The 14,711-nt window shown below is 73.4% G+C and carries 14 protein-coding genes; 12 read left to right on the top strand and 2 right to left on the bottom strand.

Features of this window, described 5'->3' with window-relative positions; all coding sequences use genetic code 11:
• The first annotated feature begins 27 nt into the window (after positions 1–27).
• Positions 28–807, top strand: a complete 780-nt coding sequence (locus tag MVA48_RS07935; protein ID WP_246987604.1) for a hypothetical protein — start codon at positions 28–30, stop codon at positions 805–807.
• On the opposite strand, the gene MVA48_RS07930 is transcribed toward MVA48_RS07935, so the two are convergent.
• Positions 768–1,214, bottom strand: coding sequence for a Fur family transcriptional regulator (locus MVA48_RS07930; protein ID WP_246987602.1), 447 nt, complete (start codon positions 1,212–1,214; stop codon positions 768–770). The two genes, MVA48_RS07935 and MVA48_RS07930, sit on opposite strands and share 40 nt — an antisense overlap.
• 76 nt (positions 1,215–1,290) lie before the next feature.
• Between MVA48_RS07930 and MVA48_RS07925 the strand changes: the two genes are divergently transcribed.
• The 6 genes from MVA48_RS07925 (at position 1,291) to ppdK (ending at position 8,154) form a co-directional block, all read left to right on the top strand.
• Positions 1,291–1,596 carry an antibiotic biosynthesis monooxygenase gene (locus MVA48_RS07925; protein WP_246987600.1) on the top strand — a complete coding sequence of 102 codons (306 nt, stop codon included), beginning with the start codon at positions 1,291–1,293 and terminating at the stop codon, positions 1,594–1,596.
• A 58-nt stretch (positions 1,597–1,654) separates the two neighbouring features.
• Entirely contained in the window at positions 1,655–2,047 is a 393-nt protein-coding gene (locus tag MVA48_RS07920; protein ID WP_246987598.1) for a hypothetical protein, read from the top strand.
• 96 nt (positions 2,048–2,143) lie between these two features.
• Positions 2,144–3,547 carry a glycine--tRNA ligase gene (locus tag MVA48_RS07915; RefSeq protein ID WP_246987596.1) on the top strand — a complete coding sequence of 468 codons (1,404 nt, stop codon included), beginning with the start codon at positions 2,144–2,146 and terminating at the stop codon, positions 3,545–3,547.
• Between the two features lie 148 nt (positions 3,548–3,695).
• On the top strand, positions 3,696–4,835 hold the full coding sequence (gene dusB, locus MVA48_RS07910) for a tRNA dihydrouridine synthase DusB (RefSeq protein ID WP_246987594.1): 1,140 nt from the start codon (positions 3,696–3,698) through the stop codon (positions 4,833–4,835).
• The gene (locus MVA48_RS07905; protein WP_246987592.1) at positions 4,832–5,281 is read left to right on the top strand and encodes a hypothetical protein; all 450 of its coding nucleotides are present in this window, start codon (positions 4,832–4,834) and stop codon (positions 5,279–5,281) included. The genes dusB and MVA48_RS07905 overlap by 4 nt, the downstream gene beginning before the upstream one ends.
• A gap of 173 nt (positions 5,282–5,454) precedes the next feature.
• A complete protein-coding gene (gene ppdK, locus MVA48_RS07900) occupies positions 5,455–8,154 on the top strand; it encodes a pyruvate, phosphate dikinase (protein WP_246987590.1) in 2,700 nt (899 codons plus the stop codon).
• Positions 8,155–8,171: 17 nt separating this feature from the next.
• Here ppdK and MVA48_RS07895 read toward each other — a convergent pair whose 3' ends face one another.
• Positions 8,172–8,768: a hypothetical protein gene (locus tag MVA48_RS07895; RefSeq protein ID WP_246987588.1), complete on the bottom strand. Its 597-nt coding sequence runs from the start codon at positions 8,766–8,768 to the stop codon at positions 8,172–8,174.
• Between the two features lie 176 nt (positions 8,769–8,944).
• Here MVA48_RS07895 and MVA48_RS07890 point away from each other — a divergent pair, with 176 nt between their 5' ends.
• The 5 genes from MVA48_RS07890 to MVA48_RS07870 all read left to right on the top strand — a co-directional run bounded on the left by MVA48_RS07890 (position 8,945) and on the right by MVA48_RS07870 (position 14,461).
• A complete protein-coding gene (locus MVA48_RS07890; protein WP_246987586.1) occupies positions 8,945–10,543 on the top strand; it encodes a sensor histidine kinase in 1,599 nt (532 codons plus the stop codon).
• A complete protein-coding gene (locus MVA48_RS07885; protein ID WP_246987584.1) occupies positions 10,540–11,214 on the top strand; it encodes a response regulator in 675 nt (224 codons plus the stop codon). Before MVA48_RS07890 ends, MVA48_RS07885 begins: the two co-directional genes overlap by 4 nt.
• Before the next feature lie 62 nt (positions 11,215–11,276).
• The gene (locus tag MVA48_RS07880) at positions 11,277–11,906 is read left to right on the top strand and encodes a YdcF family protein (RefSeq protein ID WP_246987582.1); all 630 of its coding nucleotides are present in this window, start codon (positions 11,277–11,279) and stop codon (positions 11,904–11,906) included.
• Between the two features lie 96 nt (positions 11,907–12,002).
• On the top strand, positions 12,003–13,889 hold the full coding sequence (dnaG, locus tag MVA48_RS07875) for a DNA primase (protein ID WP_246987580.1): 1,887 nt from the start codon (positions 12,003–12,005) through the stop codon (positions 13,887–13,889).
• Positions 13,886–14,461, top strand: coding sequence for a hypothetical protein (locus MVA48_RS07870; RefSeq protein ID WP_246987578.1), 576 nt, complete (start codon positions 13,886–13,888; stop codon positions 14,459–14,461). The genes dnaG and MVA48_RS07870 overlap by 4 nt, the downstream gene beginning before the upstream one ends.
• Positions 14,462–14,711: the final 250 nt, after the last annotated feature.

Here is a 14,711-nt window from a genome sequence, read left to right as displayed (position 1 = left end):
CACGTCCGTGAGGAAGACCGAGCATTCATGACCCAGCCCCCTGGTCCGTACGGCCCCTACGACCCGCCGACGAACCCGAACCAGCCGCCGCCGTACCCGCCGCAGGGCCAGCCGCCGCCGTACCCGCCGCAGGGCCCGCCTGGGACGGGGCCGTACGGCCCGCCCGGGGGCTATCCGTCCGCCGGTCCGCCGCCCGCCGGCTATCCGCCGCCCGGCTACGGGCCGCCGACGCAGCCGCCGAAGAAGGGCCTGCTGCCCTGGCTGATCGTCGGGCTGGCCGTGCTCGTGTCCGGCGTCGGCGTCGCGCTCGTGGTGCTGCTCACGGGGAAGGACGACGACCCCGAGCCGCAGGCCGCGACGTCGTCCTCGTCGCCGGCGACGTCGTCGTCCGCGGAGCCGACCCGGGAGGCGACCGGAGACCTCCCCGGTGGGGCGCAGGTGGCCGAGCCGGCCGACGACGGCGGCGGCCGGTTCGAGGGTTCCGGCGACGTGGCGCTGGCCTGGGTGCAGGCGATGGCCGACGGTGAGTTCCAGACCGCCTACGATCTCTCCTGCGCCGAGGTGCAGGACGCGGCCACCTCCGCGGCGGCGACCAACACCGGTGACCCCGCCTGGGAGCTGGGCACCTACTTCTTCGAGCAGGTCCTCGGCGGTGTCGGCTTCACCGAGGGCACCTTCGACAGCGTGGAGCACCAGTCGGCCTCGAACACCGACATGGCGACCTTCACGCTGCTGCTCGACGACGGGCAGAGCTTCACACTGCTGGTCTACGTCACCCCGGACCTGACGGTCTGCGACTTCTTCTGAGCCTGGTCCGCCGGCCGGGCGTCCAGGGAGCCCTGGCAGGCGGCGCAGGTGCCGAAGATCTCCAGCGTGTGGCTGACGTCGCCGAACCCGTGCTCGTCGGCCACGCGGTCGGCCCACCGCTCGACGGCCGGGCCGGCCACCTCGACGGTGAGCCCGCAGCCGCGGCAGACCAGGTGGTGATGGTGCTGCGGGCTGCACCGGCGGTAGAGGGCCTCGCCGGTCTCGGTGCGGATGGAGTCCAGCTCGCCGTCGTCGGCCAGCGACTGCACGGCGCGGTAGACGGTCGAGAGTCCGATCGGGTCCCCGGCGTCGCGCAGGCGGGCGTGCACCTCCTGTGCGCTGTGGAAGCCGTCGAGGTCCTCGAAGACCGTGCGGACTGCAGCGCGCTGGCGGGTGGTGCGGACCATGCGTCTCATGGTCGCAGGTCGGCGTTCCGTGTCGGCATGGCAAGGTCTGCCGACACCGGACGAGAGGAGGGCCGCGGTGTTCGCGGTGACACGCCTGCGGGCGACGGGGGAGGACGCCGAGGCGCTGGCCGCGGCCGTCGCACCGCTGCTGGCCGCGCTGGGCGCCCGCCCCGGGTTCGTGGGCGGGGAGCTGGGCCGCTCGCCCGACGACCCGGCACTGTGGGCGCTGGTGACCCGGTGGGACGGCGTCGGCTCCTACCGCCGGGCGCTCGGTGCCGCCGAGGTCAAGATCACCGGCGCGCCCGTCTGGGTCCACGCCGTCGACGAGCCGGGCGTGTACCTGCCCCACGAGGACATCGCTTTCGGCACCCGGGACGCGTAGGTCGGTCACGGACGGGCACACAGCCACGGCTGCCGTCGTCGACGTCCGGGAGGACCACATGAGCGATCGTCCGCAGGACGACTCGCCCCCGCGCGACGACCGCACCCGTGACATCACCCTGCCGCCGCTCCCGGACCGCCCGCCGCCGGCGCTGCCGAAGGAGTGGGCGGACCTCGAGCCGCCGGACGTCGACGCACCGACGCTGCGGGCGCTCCCGGGGGAGGACCCGCGGCTGCACGACCAGCCCACCGACAAGGTGGGGTCGCCGAGAGTCCGGATCCGGCCGCCGGAGCGGACCATCGCCTTCAGCGCCCCCGAGATGGTGCAGCGGCCCGTGCACCCGGTCCAGGTCGACCGGACGCCCCGCCGGTGGCCCTGGGTCGTGCTCACCGTCGTGCCGCTCCTGGTCATCGCCGGGGCCGGCGTCGCCCTGCTCCTGCTGCTGCGCTGATCTCGACGGGGCCTGCGCCGGAGTCCGCCGCGGCGGGCCAACTACCGTGGTCGGGACCAACCCCGCCGACCGCCAGCCGGATGGAGCACCCTCGCCGTGAGCGACAGCGCCGCCAAGCACGACCCTGCCCGCCTCGACAAGGTGGTGAACCTCTGCAAGCGCCGGGGGTTCGTCTTCCCCTCGGGCGAGATCTACGGCGGCACCCGCTCCGCGTGGGACTACGGGCCGCTGGGCGTGGAGCTCAAGGAGAACATCAAGCGGCAGTGGTGGCGCACCGTCGTCCAGAGCCGGGACGACATCGTCGGTCTGGACTCGTCGGTGATCCTCCCGCGGCAGACGTGGGTGGCCTCGGGTCACGTCGGGGTCTTCACCGACCCCCTGACCGAGTGCCAGAACTGCCACAAGCGGTTCCGCGCCGACCACCTCGAGGAGGAGTTCGAAGCGCGCAAGGGCCGTGCGCCCGAGAACGGCCTGGCCGACATCTCCTGCCCCAACTGCGGCACGAAGGGCGCGTGGACCGAACCGCGCGACTTCAACATGATGCTCAAGACCTACCTCGGCCCGGTCGAGGACGAGTCGGGGCTGCACTACCTGCGCCCGGAGACAGCGCAGGGCATCTTCGTCAACTTCGCCAACGTCATGGGGGCCGCGCGCAAGAAGCCGCCGTTCGGGATCGGGCAGATCGGCAAGTCGTTCCGCAACGAGATCACGCCGGGCAACTTCATCTTCCGCACCCGTGAGTTCGAGCAGATGGAGATGGAGTTCTTCGTCGAGCCCGGGACGGACGAGGAATGGCACCAGTACTGGATCGACCAGCGGACGAGCTGGTACGTCGACCTCGGCATCGACCGCGACAACCTCCGCCACTTCGAGCACCCGAAGGAGAAGCTGTCGCACTACTCGAAGCGGACCGTCGACATCGAGTACCGCTTCGGTTTCCAGGGCTCGGAGTGGGGTGAGCTCGAGGGCATCGCCAACCGCACGGACTTCGACCTCTCGACGCACACCGAGCACTCCGGCACTGACCTCTCCTACTTCGACCAGGCGACCAACACCCGGTGGACGCCCTACGTCATCGAGCCGGCGGCCGGCCTCACCCGATCGCTGATGGCGTTCCTCATCGAGGCCTACACCGAGGACGAGGCGCCCAACGCCAAGGGCGGCGTCGACACTCGCACGGTGCTGCGGCTGGACCCGCGGCTGGCGCCGGTGAAGGCCGCCGTCCTGCCGCTGTCCCGCAACGCCGACCTCTCGCCCAAGGCCAAGGACCTCGCCGCCACGCTGCGCAGGAACTGGAACGTCGACTTCGACGACGCCGGCGCCATCGGCCGCCGGTACCGCCGGCAGGACGAGGTCGGGACGCCGTTCTGCCTCACCGTCGACTTCGACACCCTCGAGGACCAGGCCGTCACCGTGCGGGAGCGCGACTCGATGAGCCAGGAGCGGATCGGGCTGGACGCGGTCGAGGCCTACCTCGCCGCCCGCCTCCCCGGCTGCTGACAACCCCGAGTGGGTGCGCAGAGTGCCCATTCCGGGCGCTGGAATGGGCACCCAGCGCACCCACTCAGGGCGCGCCCGTGCCGCCCCGGACGGCAGCCCTCGGCGCGCGGCGGGTGAGTGACCGGCGTCGCCGCCTACCCTGGGTGGCGTGACCGCGCCGCTGCCTGCCCTGAAGCTGGGCACCCTGGCGGTCGACCCGGCGGTGGTGCTGGCGCCGATGGCCGGCATCACCAACCCGGCGTTCCGGACCCTGTGCCGGGAGTTCGGCGCGGGGCTCTACGTCTGCGAGATGATCACCACGCGCGCCCTGGTCGAGCGCAACGAGAAGACGCTGCAGATGGTCCGGGCGACGGCCGGCGAGCGCGACGCCTTCTCCGTGCAGCTCTACGGCGTCGACCCCGCCACCGTCGGGCGGGCGGTCGAGATGCTCGTCGACGAGCACGTCGCCGGTACCCGTCCGGCGCACATCGACCTGAACTTCGGCTGCCCGGTGCCCAAGGTGACGCGCAAGGGCGGGGGCTCGGCGCTGCCGTGGCGGCGCGTGCTGTTCCGCGACATCGTGCGATCCGCCGTCCGCGCCGCCAAGGACGTGCCGGTCACCGTCAAGACCCGCATCGGCATCGATGCCGACCACGTCACCTACCTCGACGCGGGCCACATCGCGCAGGACGAGGGCGCCGCGGCGATCACGCTGCACGGCCGGACCGCCGACCAGCTCTACAGCGGCACCGCCGACTGGGCGCCCATCGCCCGGCTGGTCGAGGCCCTCGACATCCCGGTGCTCGGCAACGGCGACATCTGGGAGGCCGACGACGCGCTGCGCATGGTCGCCGAGACCGGCTGCGCCGGCGTCGTCATCGGGCGGGGGTGCCTCGGCCGGCCCTGGCTGTTCGGCGATCTGGCCGCCGCCTTCGCCGGGACGACGGAGCGCGCGCTGCCCACCATGGCCGAGGTCGCCGCGATCATGCACCGGCACGCCACGCTGCTCAGCGAGGACCAGGGCGAGCCGCACGGCTGCACCGACTTCCGCAAGCACGTCGCCTGGTACCTGAAGGGCTTCTCGGTCGGATCGGACATCCGCCGGTCGCTGGCGATAGTGAGCGGCCTCGACGAGCTGGCCGACCTGCTGGCGCGCATCCCCGACCAGCCCTATCCGACCGCCGTCCTCGGGGCGCCGCGGGGCCGGACCAGCTCGCCCCGCCCGGTCGCCCTGCCCGAGGGCTGGCTGGACGACCGCGACGACCCGCGCCCCCCGTCCGGCGCCGAACTCGAAGTGAGTGGTGGATGACCCAGGGACCGTTCCTGTACGACGAGGAGCCGGCACCCCTGCACACCGGCACCCCGCGACGTCGGCAGGGAGTGCTCCTCCTCGTCTTCGGCGGCACCGTCGTGGCGGCCTTCCTCATGGTCGGGGCCTCCTTCTGGATCAAGGGGTCGCCCGACGACCAGGCGCGGGAGGTGGCCGGCGTCTTCCTGGAGGCGCTGGAGCAGCGCGACACCGAGACGGCCTGGGGCCTGCTCTGCGAGGAGGAGCGCGCCAGGGTGCCGGCCGAGGGTGTCGTCGCCGAGTACCAGCTGGCTGACGACGGGGAGATCGCCTCCGTCGCGGGTGCCGACATGGCGGGCACACCGGCGCGCCAGGTCGTCGTCGACTGGTCGGACGGGCAGCGCAGTCGCCTCGTGGTCATCAGCGAGAACGGCCCGCGCGTCTGCGGCGCCGCCCTGGGGGACTGACCACCCGGCTGAGTGGCTCCTCCGAGTGATCCGGGTCACCTGGCGCTCGTCCCGTCTCGCTTCCACCGCCTCCGTCCGCCACGATCAACGGCACATCGCGGATGGGACGTCTAGTACGTCTGTTCTGCCGCGATGACGTGCCCGCCGGGGGCTGACGAGCGCGGAGGTGCGCGGTGGCTGGAACGAAGTGGGTCTACGACTTCAGCGAGGGCAACAAGGACCAGAAGGACCTGCTGGGCGGCAAGGGCGCCAACCTGGCCGAGATGACGAACCTGGGCCTGCCGGTGCCGCCCGGGTTCACCATCACCACCGACGCCTGCCGCTACTACCTGGAGCACGGCGAGACGCCGTCCGACCTGGGCGATCAGGTCACCGAGTACCTGGAGGCCCTGCAGGAGGCCATGGGCAAGACCCTCGGGGATCCGGCCGATCCGCTGCTGGTCTCCGTGCGCTCCGGAGCCGCCGCCTCGATGCCGGGGATGATGGAGACCGTCCTCAACGTCGGACTCAACGACGAATCGGTGCAGGGCCTGGCGCAGCAGTCGGGCAGCGAACGCTTCGCCTGGGACTCCTACCGCCGGCTGATCCAGATGTTCGGCAAGACGGTGCTCGGCATCGACGGCGAGCTCTTCGACGAGGCGCTCGACGAGGTCAAGGCCGAGCAGGGCACCGACCTGGACCTCGACCTCGACGCCGACCACCTCAAGGACGTCGTCTCGCGGTTCAAGGCGATCGTGAAGGACCACACCGGCCGCGACTTCCCGCAGGACCCGCGCGAGCAGATGGACCTGGCGATCAACGCCGTCTTCGACTCCTGGAACTCCGACCGCGCCGTCCTGTACCGCCGCCGCGAGCGCATCCCCAGCGACGCCGGAACGGCGGTCAACGTCTGCTCGATGGTCTTCGGCAACCTGGGGCCCGACTCCGGCACCGGCGTCGCCTTCACCCGTGACCCGGGCAGCGGCGAGCAGGGCGTCTACGGCGACTACCTGCAGAACGCCCAGGGCGAGGACGTCGTCGCGGGCATCCGCAACACGGTGCCGCTGACCGACCTCGAGAGCATCGACAAGGGCGCCTACGACGAATTGATGGACACGATGGCCCGCCTGGAGTCGCACTACCGCGACCTGTGCGACATCGAGTTCACCGTCGAGCGCAACAAGCTCTGGATGCTGCAGACCCGCGTCGGCAAGCGCACCGCGGGCGCGGCGTTCCGGATCGCCGTCCAGCTGGTCGACGAGGGCCTCATCGACATGGACGAGGCGGTCCGCCGGGTGACCGGCGACCAGCTCGCCCAGCTGATGTTTCCGCGCTTCGTCTCCGGCGGGGACGCCACACAGCTCACCCAGGGCATGAACGCCTCGCCGGGTGCCGCGGTCGGCAAGGCGGTGTTCTCGTCGGAGACCGCAGTGGAGTGGGCGCAGCAGGGCGAGAAGGTCGTGCTCGTCCGCCGGGAGACCAACCCCGACGACCTGTCCGGGATGATCGCCGCCCAGGGCGTGCTCACCAGTCGCGGCGGCAAGACCTCGCACGCCGCCGTCGTCGCCCGCGGCATGGGCAAGACCTGCGTCTGCGGCGCCGAGGAGCTGCAGGTCGACACCAAGGCGCGGAAGTTCACCGCGCCCGACGGCACCGAGGTGAACGAGGGCGACGTCATCTCCATCGACGGGTCGACCGGCCGGGTGTGGCTGGGGGAGGTGCCGGTCGAGCCGTCGTCGGTCGTCCGGTACTTCGAGGGGGAGATCGACCCCGACGCCGAGGACGCCGACGACCTGGTGAAGGCCGTGCACCGGATCCTCACCCACGCCGACGAGGTGCGCCGGCTCGGCGTCCGGACCAACGCCGACACCCCGGAGGACTCCGCCCGGGCCCGGCGCTTCGGCGCTCAGGGCATCGGTCTGTGCCGGACCGAGCACATGTTCCTCGGCGACCGCCGGCAGCTGGTCGAGAAGTTGATCCTCGCCGAGGGGGACGAGGAGCGGCAAGCCGCGCTCGACGCGCTCGAGCCGCTGCAGAAGCAGGACTTCCTGGAGATCTTCGAGGCGATGGACGGGCTGCCGGTGACCGTGCGGCTGCTCGACCCGCCGCTGCACGAGTTCCTGCCCGACCTCACCGAGCTCTCGGTCCGCGTCGCGCTGGCCGAGGAGCGGGGCGAACCCGACGAGGGCAGCCTGCGCCTGCTGGCCGCCGTCCGCGGCATGCACGAGTCCAACCCGATGCTGGGCCTGCGCGGCGTCCGGCTGGGCCTGGTCGTGCCCGGCCTGTTCGCCATGCAGGTGCGGGCGATCGGCGAGGCGGCGTGCGAGCGGCGCAAGGCCGGGGGTGATCCGCGGCCGGAGATCATGATCCCGCTGGTCGGCGCGGTGCAGGAGCTCGAGGCGATCCGCGAGGAGTCGGAGAGGGTGCTCGCCGAGGTCTGCGAGGCAGAGGGGGTCGGGGTCGACACGCTGATCGGCACCATGATCGAGGTGCCGCGCGCGGCGCTGACGGCGGGCGAGATCGCCGAGTACGCCGAGTTCTTCTCGTTCGGCACCAACGACCTCACGCAGATGACCTGGGGCTTCTCCCGGGACGACGTCGAGGCGGCGTTCTTCCACCAGTACCTGGACAAGGGCATCTTCGGGATCTCGCCGTTCGAGTCGCTGGACCGCGACGGTGTCGGTCGGCTGGTGCAGATCGGCGTCGAGAAGGGCCGGGCGGCCCGTCCGGACCTCAAGCTCGGCGTCTGCGGCGAGCACGGCGGGGACCCCGACTCGGTGCACTTCTTCCACGAGGTGGGGCTGGACTACGTCTCCTGCTCGCCGTTCCGGGTGCCGGTCGCCCGGCTGGAGGCGGCCCGCGCGGCCCTGGGAGCGGACCGCGCGGGCAGTTAGCCCGTCAGGAGGGGTGCTCAGGTCCGGGCGCCGGCCAGCGACGGGCCGACCCCGCTGCGCTCGCCGGCGACCTGGATGCCGAGGAGGGCGATGCCCAGGTACAGCGCGGTCTCCGCGTAGCCGGGGTGGCCCCAGCCCGGTGCCAGCGCCTCGACCGCGAACGCCAGCCCGATCAACGGGACGACGGACACCATGAGGACGGCGGGCAGCCGCACCTCCGGCCGGCGCAGCAGCAACGCGCCGAGGACGACGCCCAGCACGAACATCAGCAGGAACGTGACACCGGCGACGATCCCGGCGGCGTCGGCGTCGACCACCGACACCACGAGGTAGCCGACGGAGAGGACCGCGAGGGCGGTGGCGAGCAGGCGGCGGACCCAGCGCCGGGCACCGCTGCCGTCGTCGATCCCGCGCGCGTTGCGCACCAGGACGGCCGCCAATAGCCCGAACGTGGCGACCATGAGCAGGTTGGTGGCGACGATGCCCCAGGTGGTGCCCGCCTCGTCGTCCCACGGCAGAACGGCATCGCTGACGCCGCGCAGGACGGCGTCGCCGACCGACAGGACGGACAGGGCCACCGCGGCGCCCAGCGCCGCACGCTCGAGATTCCTCATCGATCTGCTCCTCGCACCGGGCGCCGTCCTGGTGACGACGCGACGAGGCGAACGCTAGGAACCGCGACGGCGGCCGACGTCCTCCCGGACGCACCGATGCGACCGGCACCTCCGATGGAGCGCGATGCGACGTTCGGAGGACGCCTGGCGGACCTGCCGATGGCTACGGTCGGCGCATGCCGCGCACCCGCGTGCTGAGCGCTCTCGCCGCCGCCACGATCGTGGCTGCCAACGCGGTCTGGGTGTGGCTCGACGAGGCAGCGGGGGCTCCGGAGTTCCTCTTCGGATCGGTCGTGTTCCTCACGCTGGCCGCGGTGCTGCGGCTCGCCGTCCGCGCCGGCCGGCGGGCTGCGGTGGAGCACGCCCGTGCGGCGCGGCTGGCATCGACGCCGGAGGCCGACGTCGCCCGGGCCGCGGTGGCCGTCGAGCGGGCCCGGCTGGCCGGCGACATCCAGGCCGTGGTCCGGTCGGCGGCCACGACCATGGGCGCGGCCGCCGACGACGCCGTCCGGCGCTGGGACGACGACCCCACCCCGGCGCTGAACGCCGTCCAGGAGCACGGCCAGCGGGCCGGTCTCGAGCTGCGGCGCCTGCTCGGGCTGCTGCGGGAGGCCGACGAGGACGTCGAGGTCCGGCCCCGACCCGAGGCCGCCGTTCCGCGCATCTCGCGTCGGGACGTCCTCCTCGCCGCGGCGGTCACCGCGCTGGCGGTGGCGGAGAACTTCGCCTACCGCGGGGAGTTCCCCGCGGGCGCCACGATGGGTGCCGTCTCGGTGCTCCTGACCATCTGCGCCGCGGCGACCGTCGTCCTGCGGCGCGTCGCTCCGGAGCTCGGCGCGACGCTGTGCGGGCTGGTGTTCGCCGTCGGCATCTGGACCCAGCCCCTGCCCGCGGGGTTCTGGCTCATCGCCGGACCGGCGGCGCTCGCCTGGGCGGCGGCGGCGCGCGGCGTCCGCAGCGTGCCGGCGCTCGGCGTCCTCGGCGCGGGCGTCGGCGCGGAGATGTGGATCCGCGATCCGGACAACGTGTTCCTCGCGCTGCTGACACTGGCCCTCGCCGCGGTCGGCGGTGCGGCGGTCCGCGCCGGGGAACGGTGGCAGCTGCGGGCGCAGGAGCGCGCGGACCGGCGGGCGGCCGAGCTCGACGCGGCGGCCGGCGCTGCCGTGCGCGCCGAGCGCCTGGCCGTGGCCCGGGAGCTGCACGACCTGGTGTCGCACGCGGTCGGGGTCATGGTGATGCAGGCGGGCGCGGCTCTGGCCACCCGCGAGGGCGATCCGGCACGGGCCCGGCGCGCGCTGGACGTCGTCCGGCGGACCGCGGGTGAGACGCTCGCCGAGCTCGACCGGCTGGTCGAGGTGCTGGACCACGGTGTGCTCGGCGCGGCGATGACGCCGCCGGACGGACACGACCTCGACGCGCTGCTCGAGCGACTCCGCGGGGCCGGCCTGGCCGTGCGCTCCGACGTCGACGGGGAGCTGTCCGGCGAGGGAGCCGCCGTCGTCTACCGGGTGGTGCAGGAGTCGCTGACCAACGTGCTGCGTCACGCGCCGGGCGCAGCAGCGGTCGTGCGGGTCCGGGCGGACGCGACCGGGGTGGAGGTCGAGGTGGTCGACGACGGGCCCGGGCCGGGCAGCGCGCCGCGACGCGGCTACGGACTCGTGGGACTCGACGAGCGCGTGCGCCGGGTCGGGGGCGAGTTCGCCGCGGGCCCCGGGCCGGGCGGCGGCTTCCGGGTGCACGTGCGGATCCCCGCGCTGGCCGCGAGGCCGGCATGACGGGGCCGGTGCGCGTCGTCATCGCCGACGACCACGACCTGCTGCGCGACGGCGTGACGGCGATCCTGGGCGCCGACCCCGGGATCGAGGTGGTCGGAGAGGCCTCCAGCGGTCCGTCCGCCGTCGCCGCCGCGGCCGCGCTGGCCCCGGACGTCGTCCTGATGGACGTCGAGATGCCCGGCGGGGACGGGCTGACCGCGACGCGGCAGATCCTGGACCGCTGCCCCGGCACCCGCGTGCTGGTGCTGACCACCTTCGACCTCGACGAGTACGTGCTGGCGGCGCTCCGGGCAGGCGCCTCCGGTTTCCTGCTGAAGACCACCCCGGCGCCGGCGCTGGTGTCGGCTGTCCGGGCCTGCGCTGCCGGGGAGATGCTGCTGGCGCCGAGCGTCACCCGGCGGTTGGTCGAGACCTACGTCCGGCAGCCGACCGTGCCCGCCGAGGGCGCCGTCCCGCCCGGCATGGCGGAGCTGACCGAGCGCGAACTGGACGTGCTGCGGGCCCTGGCGCGCGGCCTCTCCAACGCCGAGATCGGGCGCCACCTCTACCTCGCCGAGACCACGGTGAAGACGCACGTGACCCACATCCTGGCCAAGCTGGGGCTGCGGGACCGCGTGCAGGCGGTGATCCTCGCCTACGAGAGCGGGCTGGTCCGGCTGGGCGAGCGGTAGCTCGTCCGGCACACCGTCCCCAGGCGCCGCACGTCGTCAGCCCGGCGTGGTACCCATGACGCGTGGGGGTGCGGCGGGCGAGCCTGATGGTGCGGGTCATCGGCGCCGCGTTCCTGGCCTGTCTCCTGTTCGTGGCGTCGACCGCGCTGGCGATCTGGTGGAACGCCCGGCAGGACTCCAGGCCCGCCTCGGACGCGATCGTGGTGCTCGGCACGGCCCAGTACAACGGCGTCCCGTCGTCGATCTTCGCGGCGCGGCTGGAGCACGCGATCGCCCTCTACGAGCAGGGCGTCGCTCCGGTCATCGTCACCGTGGGCGGCAAGGCAGCGGGGGACGAGTTCAGCGAGGCCGAGGCCGGTCGGGCCTACCTGGCCGGATCCGGCGTGCCCGACGACTCGCTGCTCGCCGTGGGACAGGGGGTCGACACCCTGGGGAGCATGCGGGCGGTGGCCGCGGCGTTCGACGAGCGCGGCTGGACCAGCGCCGTCCTGGTGACCGACCCGTGGCACGCCATGCGCGCCGAGCGGATGGCCGAGGACGCCGGCATGGCGGCGGAGAGCTCGCCGACCCGCCAGGGCCCGGCCGTGCAGACCCGCGCCACGCAGTTCCGCTACATCCTCCGGGAGACCGCGGCCTACCTGCTCTACCGCGTGACCGGCGAGAGCATCGCCGGCGCGCCCGGGATCGGCTGAGAGGGGTCACCGTGCTCGAACTGGGCAAGGCCGGCTCGGCCGGTACCCGCACCGTGACCGCGGGGACCGGCGGGGCCGTCGTCGGGGGAGCAGCTGATGGCCGGGCGGGGACGGATCCGGGCAGCCGACATCGCGCTGGTCCGCGAGCGGTCGAAGATCGACGAGATCGTCGGCGAGCACCTGCAGCTCAAGCGTGCGGGCGGCGGGTCGTTGAAGGGGCTCTGCCCGTTCCACGACGAGAAGTCGCCGTCCTTCCAGGTGACCCCGACGCGAAACCTCTACCACTGTTTTGGGTGCGGGGTCGGCGGCGACGTCATCTCCTTCGTCCAGCAGATCGATCACCTGTCGTTCTCCGAGGCCGTCGAACTGCTGGCGCGGCGGGCCAACGTCGAGCTGCACTACGAGGACGACGGCGGCCGCCCGACCGGGGCGCCCGACCGCGGCAACGCCGGCCAGCGCGCACGGCTGGTCGCCGCCAACACCGAGGCGGCGAGGTTCTTCGCCGAGCAGCTGGGCACCCCGGAGGCGGGTCCGGCCCGGCAGTTCCTCGCCGAGCGGGGCTTCGACCGGCAGGTGGCGATCGACTTCGGCTGCGGCTTCGCCCCGGGGGGCTGGGACACCCTCACCCGCCACCTGCGCGGCAAGGGCTTCAGCCAGGCCGAGCTCGTAACCGCGGGCCTGGCGAAGGAGTCCTCCCGCGGCACGCTGATCGACCGGTTCCACCGCCGGCTGATCTGGCCGATCCGCGACATCACCGGCGACGTCATCGGTTTCGGCGCCCGCAAGCTGCTCGACGACGACCAGGGACCGAAGTACCTCAACACGCCGGAGACCCCGCTCTACAAGAAGAGCACGGTCCTCTACGGCGTCGAGCGGGCCAAACGCGACATCGCCAAGCGCCACCAGGCGGTGGTGGTCGAGGGCTACACCGACGTGATGGCCTGCCATCTCGCCGGCGTGACCACGGCGGTCGCGTCGTGCGGCACCGCGTTCGGCGGCGAGCACATCAGCGTGCTGCGCCGGCTGCTGATGGACCAGCAGGAGCTGTCGGGCGAGGTGATCTACACCTTCGACGGCGACGCCGCGGGTCAGGCCGCCGCGATGAAGACCTTCGCCGAGGACCAGCGGTTCGTCGCGCAGACGTTCGTCGCCGTCGAGCCGAACGGCCACGACCCGTGCGAGCTGCGCCAGGAGCACGGGGACGCCGCCGTGCGCGACCTCATCGCCCGCCGCACGCCGCTGATCGAGTTCGTGCTGAAGACGACCATCGCCAACTACGACCTGGACACCGTCGAGGGTCGCGTGGCGGCGCTGGAGAAGACGGCCCCGTTGCTCGCGCAGATCAAGGACCACGCGCTGCGGCCGGCTTACGCGCGCCGGCTGGCCGGCCTGCTCGGTCTGCCGGACGAGACCGAGGTGATGGACCGCCTGCGCCGGATCACCGGCGACGGCGGCGCGCGGCCGCGCGCCCGTCAGCGGGGGCCGCAGCGGACGCCGGACGACGCCGCGCTGGAGGTCGAGCGCGAGGCGGTGAAGGCGGCGCTGCAGGTGCCCGAGGTCGCCGGGCCGTCGTTCGACGCGATCCCGCCCGCGGCCTACACCGATCCGGACCTCGGGGCGGTCGCCGAGGCGGTGGCCGCCGCCGGGGGAGCGGCCGGCGCCACCGTCACGGGCCCGGCGTGGCTGGATCAGGTGGCGGCGCACTGCACCAGCGAGCCGGCCCGGGCCCAGCTGACGGCCCTCGCGGTCGAGCCCATGCGCTCGGTGAACGGAGAGGGCGACGCGACCTACGTCAACGCGGTGCTGGCCCGGCTGCAGGAGATGGCGACGGTGCGACGGGTCGCGGCCCTGAAGAGCAAGCTGCAGCGGATGAACCCGGTCGAGGCCCCCGACGAGTACACGAAGGTGTTCGGCCAGCTGCTGTCGCTCGAGCAGCAGGCTCGATCGCTCCGCGAGCGGGCGATGGGCGGCCTGACCCCGTGAGCCTCCTCGACCTGCTGCGGCGCCGGTTCGCGAGGCCGCCGGAGCCGGTGCGCGTCGCCGTCCTGGCCTCGCCGGACGCGGACGAGCGCGTGCTCGCCTGGGGGGCCCTGACCCGGGACGCCGGCTGGCTCGTGGCCACCTCCCGCGGGCTGCGGGTGGTGCCGACCGAGGTCACCTCGGTCGAGGACGCCGTCGTGCTGCCGTGGCACGAGATCGCCGCCGCACAGTGGACGGCGACCAACGACGGGGGCGGCGCGTTCCGGGTCACGGCGCTGGTCGAGGTGGAGCCGGGGGTGCAGGCCCGCCGACCGGAGGTCCGCCACGTCCTGACCGACGCCGGCGACCTGCCCTCGGTGGTCCGCAGGCGGGTGGACCAGACGATCGTCGCCAGCCAACGCTCGCCGCTGCCGGGTGGGGGAGGAGTGCTGCTCGTCGCGCGCCGGATCCCGGGACGACCGGGCCGGGAGTGGACCGTCGTCTTCGACGACGACGAGCGCCGCAGCGATCCCGAGGCCCGGGAGCACGCCCGCCGGAAGCTGGCCGAGCTCGTCGCGGCCGAGCAGCCGGACTGATCCCCCGCTCAGCGCGGGGTGTCGCTGCCCATGCGTGCCCGCAGCGAGGCGACGACGTCGTCGGCGCGCGCCTGCGCCATGCCGGCGAGGCTCTGCAGGCGAGGGTCGTCCTTCGCCTGCTCCCAGCCGCGGCGGATCTGCTCGTACCGCTCGCGGCCGGCCTTGGCGCCCAGGACGTAGCCGCACCGAAGCCGGCGAGGAAGGACAGCTTGGCCACGGGGAACCTCCTGATCGGGGACGGTCGATGACG

It is taken from the genome of Blastococcus sp. PRF04-17, assembly GCF_023016265.1.
Lineage (GTDB): Bacteria > Actinomycetota > Actinomycetes > Mycobacteriales > Geodermatophilaceae > Blastococcus_B.
This window is presented reverse-complemented; position numbering and strand designations above follow the sequence as displayed.

What these genes read in the sequence shown, in the direction of transcription:
- MVA48_RS07935 (WP_246987604.1), top strand. Translation starts at nt 28, where the DNA reads ATGACCCAGCCCCCTGGTCCGTACGGCCCCTACGACCCGCCGACGAAC.
- MVA48_RS07930 (WP_246987602.1), bottom strand. Translation starts at nt 1,214, where the DNA reads ATGGTCCGCACCACCCGCCAGCGCGCTGCAGTCCGCACGGTCTTCGAG.
- MVA48_RS07920 (WP_246987598.1), top strand. Translation starts at nt 1,655, where the DNA reads ATGAGCGATCGTCCGCAGGACGACTCGCCCCCGCGCGACGACCGCACC.
- MVA48_RS07905 (WP_246987592.1), top strand. Translation starts at nt 4,832, where the DNA reads ATGACCCAGGGACCGTTCCTGTACGACGAGGAGCCGGCACCCCTGCAC.
- MVA48_RS07895 (WP_246987588.1), bottom strand. Translation starts at nt 8,768, where the DNA reads ATGAGGAATCTCGAGCGTGCGGCGCTGGGCGCCGCGGTGGCCCTGTCC.
- MVA48_RS07890 (WP_246987586.1), top strand. Translation starts at nt 8,945, where the DNA reads ATGCCGCGCACCCGCGTGCTGAGCGCTCTCGCCGCCGCCACGATCGTG.
- MVA48_RS07885 (WP_246987584.1), top strand. Translation starts at nt 10,540, where the DNA reads ATGACGGGGCCGGTGCGCGTCGTCATCGCCGACGACCACGACCTGCTG.
- dnaG (WP_246987580.1), top strand. Translation starts at nt 12,003, where the DNA reads ATGGCCGGGCGGGGACGGATCCGGGCAGCCGACATCGCGCTGGTCCGC.